The sequence below is a fragment of the Pseudomonas sp. P7758 genome, assembly GCF_013386485.1.
In the GTDB taxonomy this organism is placed as follows: domain Bacteria; phylum Pseudomonadota; class Gammaproteobacteria; order Pseudomonadales; family Pseudomonadaceae; genus Aquipseudomonas.
Map to the genome: position 1 here is coordinate 54,167 of NZ_JACARS010000111.1, position 6,654 is coordinate 60,820.

Annotated in this window: 6 protein-coding genes; 4 read left to right on the forward strand and 2 right to left on the reverse strand. The window is 62.1% G+C overall.

Going from position 1 to position 6,654, the window contains the following annotated elements; translation table 11 throughout:
• Nucleotides 1–19 precede the first annotated feature (19 nt).
• The 4 genes from HX873_RS23190 (at nucleotide 20) to HX873_RS23205 (ending at nucleotide 5,601) form a co-directional block, all read left to right on the forward strand.
• Nucleotides 20–1,465 carry an aldehyde dehydrogenase family protein gene (locus HX873_RS23190; protein ID WP_003216060.1) on the forward strand — a complete coding sequence of 482 codons (1,446 nt, stop codon included), beginning with the start codon at nucleotides 20–22 and terminating at the stop codon, nucleotides 1,463–1,465.
• A gap of 87 nt (nucleotides 1,466–1,552) precedes the next feature.
• Nucleotides 1,553–2,917, forward strand: coding sequence for an MFS transporter (locus HX873_RS23195; protein ID WP_167662905.1), 1,365 nt, complete (start codon nucleotides 1,553–1,555; stop codon nucleotides 2,915–2,917).
• Nucleotides 2,918–2,930: 13 nt separating this feature from the next.
• Nucleotides 2,931–4,484 carry a galactarate dehydratase gene (gene garD / locus HX873_RS23200; protein ID WP_088422717.1) on the forward strand — a complete coding sequence of 518 codons (1,554 nt, stop codon included), beginning with the start codon at nucleotides 2,931–2,933 and terminating at the stop codon, nucleotides 4,482–4,484.
• A 175-nt stretch (nucleotides 4,485–4,659) separates the two neighbouring features.
• On the forward strand, nucleotides 4,660–5,601 hold the full coding sequence (locus HX873_RS23205; RefSeq protein WP_003216066.1) for an AEC family transporter: 942 nt from the start codon (nucleotides 4,660–4,662) through the stop codon (nucleotides 5,599–5,601).
• On the opposite strand, the gene HX873_RS23210 is transcribed toward HX873_RS23205, so the two are convergent.
• Together HX873_RS23210 and HX873_RS23215 are read right to left on the reverse strand one after the other, a co-directional pair.
• A complete protein-coding gene (locus HX873_RS23210) occupies nucleotides 5,598–5,978 on the reverse strand; it encodes a carboxymuconolactone decarboxylase family protein (RefSeq protein ID WP_003216068.1) in 381 nt (126 codons plus the stop codon). The genes HX873_RS23205 and HX873_RS23210 overlap by 4 nt on opposite strands.
• The coding region (locus HX873_RS23215; RefSeq protein ID WP_177123257.1) for a sodium:calcium antiporter at nucleotides 5,975–6,654 on the reverse strand (680 nt) is incomplete at its 5' end. The genes HX873_RS23210 and HX873_RS23215, both read right to left, overlap by 4 nt.

A 6,654-nucleotide genomic window follows, 5' to 3' on the forward strand; every position in this document is an offset into this window, starting at 1 on the left:
TTGCGTCAGGAGAGAATTCGTGTCCCAAGCCAAGCGTTTCGAAAACTACATCGGTGGCCAGTGGGTTGCCGGCGCCGACTACTCGGCCAACATCAATCCGTCGGAGTTGTCTGATGTCATTGGCGAATACGCCAAGGCTGACCTCGCCCAGGTCCACGCGGCCATCGACGCTGCGCGCGCTGCTTTTCCGGCGTGGTCCACTTCCGGGATCCAGGCGCGTCATGATTCGCTGGATAAAGTCGGCACCGAAATCCTCGCCCGTCGCGAAGAACTCGGCACCCTGCTGGCCCGGGAAGAGGGCAAGACCCTGCCGGAAGCCATCGGCGAAGTGACCCGCGCCGGTAACATCTTCAAATTCTTCGCCGGTGAATGCCTGCGCCTGTCCGGCGACTACCTGCCGTCGGTGCGTCCGGGCGTCAACGTTGAAGTGACCCGTGAGGCGTTGGGCGTGGTTGGCCTGATCACGCCGTGGAACTTCCCGATTGCCATCCCGGCCTGGAAGATCGCCCCGGCCCTGGCCTACGGCAACTGCGTGGTGCTCAAACCGGCTGAACTGGTACCGGGCTGCGCCTGGGCCCTGGCCGAAATCATCTCCCGCGCCGGCTTCCCTGCCGGTGTGTTCAACCTGGTGATGGGCAGCGGCCGTGTGGTCGGCGATGCCATGGTCAACAGCCCGAAAGTCGACGGCATCAGCTTCACCGGCTCGGTGGGCGTGGGTCGTCAGATCGCCGTCAGCTGCGTGTCGCGCCAGGCCAAGGTGCAGTTGGAAATGGGCGGCAAGAACCCGCAGATCATTCTCGACGACGCCGACCTCAAGCAAGCCGTCGAGCTGTCGGTACAGAGCGCGTTCTACTCCACCGGCCAGCGTTGCACCGCGTCCAGCCGCTTTATCGTCACCGCCGGGATTCACGACCAGTTCGTCGCGGCCATGGCCGAGCGGATGAAGTCGATCAAGGTCGGCCACGCCCTGAAAACCGGCACCGACATCGGCCCGGTGGTTTCCCAGGCCCAACTGGACCAGGACTTGAAGTACATCGACATCGGCCAGAGCGAAGGCGCCCGGCTGGTCAGCGGCGGTGAGCTGGTGACCTGCGACACCGAAGGCTACTTCCTCGCGCCGACGCTGTTTGCCGACAGCGAAGCCGCGATGCGCATCAGCCGTGAAGAGATCTTCGGCCCGGTGGCCAACGTGGTGCGCGTGGCGGATTACGAGGCGGCGCTGGCGATGGCCAACGACACCGAGTTCGGCCTCTCGGCCGGTATCGCCACCACCTCGCTGAAATACGCCAACCACTTCAAGCGTCATTCCCAGGCCGGGATGGTGATGGTCAATCTGCCGACTGCCGGTGTGGATTACCACGTTCCATTCGGCGGCCGTAAGGGTTCATCCTACGGTTCGCGTGAGCAGGGTCGCTATGCGCAAGAGTTCTACACCGTGGTGAAAACCAGCTACATCGGTTCGTAACGGCTGCACCCTGTGGCGGGTCCGTGCCCGCCACAGGCTTACAATTTGATTACCCGCAAAAAAAATAATTAGTGGGAGTACATCTTCATGCAAGCGACCAAGCCGACCCATGTCCGCTATTTGATCCTGCTCATGCTGTTCCTGGTGACCACGATCAACTACGCCGACCGGGCCACCATCGCCATTGCCGGCTCCAGCCTGCAAAAAGACCTCGGCATCGACGCGGTCACCCTTGGCTATATCTTCTCCGCATTCGGTTGGGCCTACGTGGCCGGGCAAATTCCCGGCGGCTGGCTGCTGGACCGCTTCGGTTCGAAAAAAGTCTACGCCCTGAGTATCTTCACCTGGTCACTGTTCACCGTGCTGCAAGGCTATGTCGGTGAGTTCGGTGTTTCCACGGCCATCGTTGCGCTGTTCATGTTGCGCTTCCTGGTGGGCCTGGCTGAAGCGCCATCCTTCCCCGGAAATGCGCGCATCGTGGCGGCATGGTTTCCTACGGCTGAACGCGGCACCGCCTCGGCGATCTTCAACTCGGCGCAGTACTTCGCCACCGTGTTGTTCGCACCGCTGATGGGTTGGATCGTCTACACCTTCGGCTGGCAGCACGTGTTCGTGGTGATGGGCGGCATCGGTATCGTATTCTCGCTGATCTGGCTGAAAGTTATCCACAGCCCGCGCCAGCACCCGATGATCAACGAGGCCGAGTTCCAGCACATCGCTGCCAACGGGGCCATGGTCGACATGGACCAGGACAAGGGCAGAGGCAAGAAAACCGACGGCCCGAAGTGGGATTACATCCGTCAGTTGCTGACCAACCGCATGATGCTCGGCGTGTACCTGGGCCAGTACTGCATCAATGGCATCACCTATTTCTTCCTGACGTGGTTCCCGGTGTACCTGGTTCAAGAACGCGGCATGACGATTCTCAAGGCCGGCTTCATCGCGTCCTTGCCGGCGATCTGCGGCTTTATCGGCGGCGTGTTGGGCGGGGTGATTTCCGACTACCTGCTGCGCAAGGGCCATTCGCTGACCTTCGCCCGCAAGGCGCCGATCATTGGTGGCTTGCTGATTTCCAGCAGCATTGTCGCGTGCAACTACGTGGACATCGAATGGATGGTGGTGGGCTTCATGGCCCTGGCCTTCTTCGGTAAAGGCGTTGGCGCACTGGGCTGGGCGGTGGTGTCCGACACCTCGCCGAAACAAATCGCTGGCTTGAGTGGCGGTTTGTTCAACATGTTCGGCAACCTGGCCTCCATCAGCACCCCGATCGTGATCGGCTACATCATCAGCACCACAGGCTCCTTCAAGTGGGCGCTGGTGTTTGTCGGTGCCAACGCATTGCTGGCGGTGTTCAGCTACCTGGTAATCGTTGGCCCGATCAAGCGTGTAGTGCTCAAGGAGCCGCCGGCCAAAGGCCCCGAGCTGACTAAACTTTCCCAAGCGCATTCCTGAAGGGGCCCGCGTCATGCAGTTGATTGAACATGCCGATTCGCCACGCTCCATCCGTTTGCACGCGCTGGATAACGTGGTGATTGTGGTCAACGACCAGGGCGTACCGGCGGGGACCGAGTTTCCCGACGGCCTGGTGACGGTGGATTTCATTCCCCAAAGCCACAAGGTGACGCTGGAAGACATCCCCGAAGGCGGCCGCATCATTCGCTACGGCCAGACCATCGGTTATGCCCTGCGCCCGATTCCCCGCGGCAGTTGGGTGCAGGAAGATCAACTGCGCATGCCCACGGCGCCGCCGCTGGACAGCTTGCCGCTGTCCACTGAAGTGCCCGAGGCCCAGGCGCCGCTGGAAGGCTTTACCTTCGAGGGTTATCGCAATGCCGACGGCACCGTGGGCACGCGCAATATCCTCGGGATTACCACCACGGTGCAGTGCGTCACGGGCGTGCTGGACCATGCGGTGAAGCGCATCAAGGACGAGTTGCTGCCCAAGTACCCGAACGTCGATGACGTGGTGGCGCTGACCCACAGCTACGGCTGCGGCGTGGCGATCACGGCCACCGACGCCTACATCCCGATCCGCACCGTGCGTAACCTGGCGCGCAATCCGAACCTGGGCGGTGAAGCCCTGGTGATCAGCCTGGGTTGCGAGAAGTTGCAGGCCGGGCAGGTGATGCATGAAAACGACAGCTCGGTGGACCTGAGTGAGCCATGGCTGTATCGGTTGCAGGACTCCAGCCACGGCTTTACCGAAATGATCGAACAGATCATGGAACTGGCCGAAACCCGCCTGAAGAAACTCGACCTGCGCCGGCGGGAAACCGTACCGGCGTCGGAGTTGATCCTCGGCATGCAGTGTGGCGGCAGTGATGCGTTCTCGGGGATTACCGCGAACCCGGCGCTGGGTTATGCCTCGGATTTGCTGCTGCGGGCGGGCGCGACGGTGATGTTTTCCGAAGTGACCGAAGTGCGCGATGCGATCTACCTGCTGACTTCCCGTGCCGAGAACCAGGACGTGGCCCGGGAACTGGTGCGGGAAATGGACTGGTACGACCGCTACCTGGCCAAGGGCGAGGCAGATCGCAGCGCCAACACTACGCCGGGGAACAAGAAGGGTGGGTTGTCGAATATTGTCGAGAAGTCGTTGGGTTCCATCGTCAAGTCGGGCAGTAGTGCGATCAATGGCGTGCTTGGCCCGGGCGAGCGGTTCAATCGCAAGGGCCTGATCTTTTGCGCCACGCCGGCGAGTGATTTTGTGTGCGGCACGTTGCAGTTGGCGGCGGGGATGAATTTGCATGTGTTCACCACCGGGCGTGGCACGCCCTATGGGCTGGCGATGGCGCCGGTGGTTAAGGTCTCGACCCGGACGGAGCTGGCGCAGCGTTGGCCTGACCTGATTGATATCGACGCCGGGCGGATCGCCACCGGCCGGGCGACGATTGAGGAGCTGGGTTGGGAGTTGTTCCACTTCTACCTGGATGTGGCCAGCGGCAAGAAGCAGACATGGGCGGAGCAGCACAAGCTGCATAACGACATTACGTTGTTCAATCCCGCGCCGATTACTTAAGACCGAGTCGCCTGCTTCGCGAGCAAGCCCGCTCCCACATTTGACTGCATTCCAAAGGTAGAACTCGGTCAAATGTGGGAGCGGGCTTGCTCGCGAAAGCGGTAGTCCAGACGAAGCTGGCCATGCTGGCTTATCATTAGCCACCTACCGACGCCCACCCAAGGTTCTCCCCGGCATGCTGGCTATCTTCCTACAAACCCTGAACATCACCGCGCCGGTGTTTGCCATGCTGTTCCTGGGCGTCCTGCTCAAGCGCATCAACTGGATCAACGACAACTTTATCCACATCGCCTCGGCCCTGGTGTTCAACGTCACCATGCCGGCGTTGCTGTTCCTCGGGATTCTCCATGCCGACCTGCATTCAGCCCTCAAGCCGGGCCTGCTGATCTACTTCGCCGTCGCTACGCTGCTGAGCTTCGCCCTGGCCTGGGGCTGGGCGATCTTTCGGTGCCCGCGGGAAGATCGCGGCATCTATGCCCAAGGCGCGTTTCGCGGTAACAACGGTGTGATCGGCCTGGCCCTGGCCGCCAGTATGTACGGCGACTACGGGATTTCCCTTGGCGCGGTGCTCGCGGCGCTGGTGATCCTGTTCTACAACACCCTGTCGACCATTGTGCTGGCGGTGTACAGCCCGGTGATCAAGTCCGACCCGTGGAGCATTTTCAAAAGTGTGCTGGCCAACCCGTTGATCATCAGCGTGATCGCAGCGGCGCCCTTCGCGTACTTCCAGATTGGCTTGCCTGGCTGGCTGGAATCCTCCGGGCAGTACCTGGCGGACATGACGTTGCCATTGGCGTTGATCTGTATCGGTGGCACGTTGTCGTTGGCGGCGCTGCGCAAAAGCGGCGACATGGCCCTGAGCGCCAGCCTGATGAAGATGGTCTGGCTGCCGGTGATCGCGACCCTGGGGGCGTGGCTGCTGGGGTTCCGTGGGCCGGAGCTGGGGATTCTGTTCCTGTACTTCGGCGCGCCCACGGCGGCGGCCAGTTTTGTCATGGCGCGGGCGGCGGAGGGCAATCATGAACTGGCGGCCGCGATTATCGTGATCACCACCCTGATGGCGGCGGTGACCACGAATATCGGGATTTTCGTGTTGCAGGCGGGTGGCTGGATCTAGGCGTCTTTCTGGTAGCTGTCGATCACTTCCTGAGCGGCGCGAAAGGCGTCAATCGCCGCCGGCACACCGGCATACACCGCACAATGCAGCAGCGCCTCGCGAATCTCCTCCACGGTGCAACCGTTGTTCAGCGCGCCGCGCACGTGGCCCTTGAGTTCCTGCGGGCACTTGAGGGCGGTCAACGCGGCGAGGGTGATCAGGCTGCGGGTTTTCAGCGGCAACCCTTCGCGATTCCACACGCTGCCCCAGGCATGCTCGTTGACGAAATCCTGCAGCGGCTGGCTGAACTCCGTGGCATTGCCCAGCGCCCGATCGACAAACACATCACCCATCACCTGGCGGCGCATTTCAACGCCGGGCTTTTTCTGTTCGGTCATTGCGATTCCCTCTTGTGTTGGCGGCGCCAGGCTTGCAGCGAGGTGAACAACAGGAAAGCCACCAGCGCTGGCAGGACGTAATACAGCATCAGTTGTTCAAGCTTGTTGGCCAGCGGCATGCCGAAGGTGAACGACACCACGTGCAGCCCGTACACCAGGTACAGGCCCAGGAACACCAGGCCTTCGGCCCGGGTGACGCGGTAGCCCGAATAAAACACCGGCAGGCACAGGGCGACCACGCCGAGCATTACCGGCAGGTCGAAATCCAGGGCATTGGGCGACACCGACAACGGCGAGGGCGCCACCAGGGCGGTAAAGCCCAGCACCCCAAGCAGGTTGAACAGGTTGCTGCCGATCACGTTGCCCACGGCAATTTCCCGCTGGCCGCGCAGGGCGGCGATCAGCGAGGTGGCCAGGCAGGGCAGGGAAGTGCCGACGCCAATCAGCGTCAGGCCGATGATGCGTTCCGACAGGCCCAGGTCAGAGGCCACGTCCACCGCCGCGCCCAGCAGCAGGTGCCCGGCCAGTACGAGGATCAACAGTCCACCGAGCATCAGCAGCACGCTGCTCAGCCACGGCGCCTGCACCACAGTGTCCCGGGTGCGCGGGCGGCGGGAGTGGCGGGTCTGGTAGAGCAGCACGCCGAGGTAGGCCACCAGGGCCACCAGCAGTAACA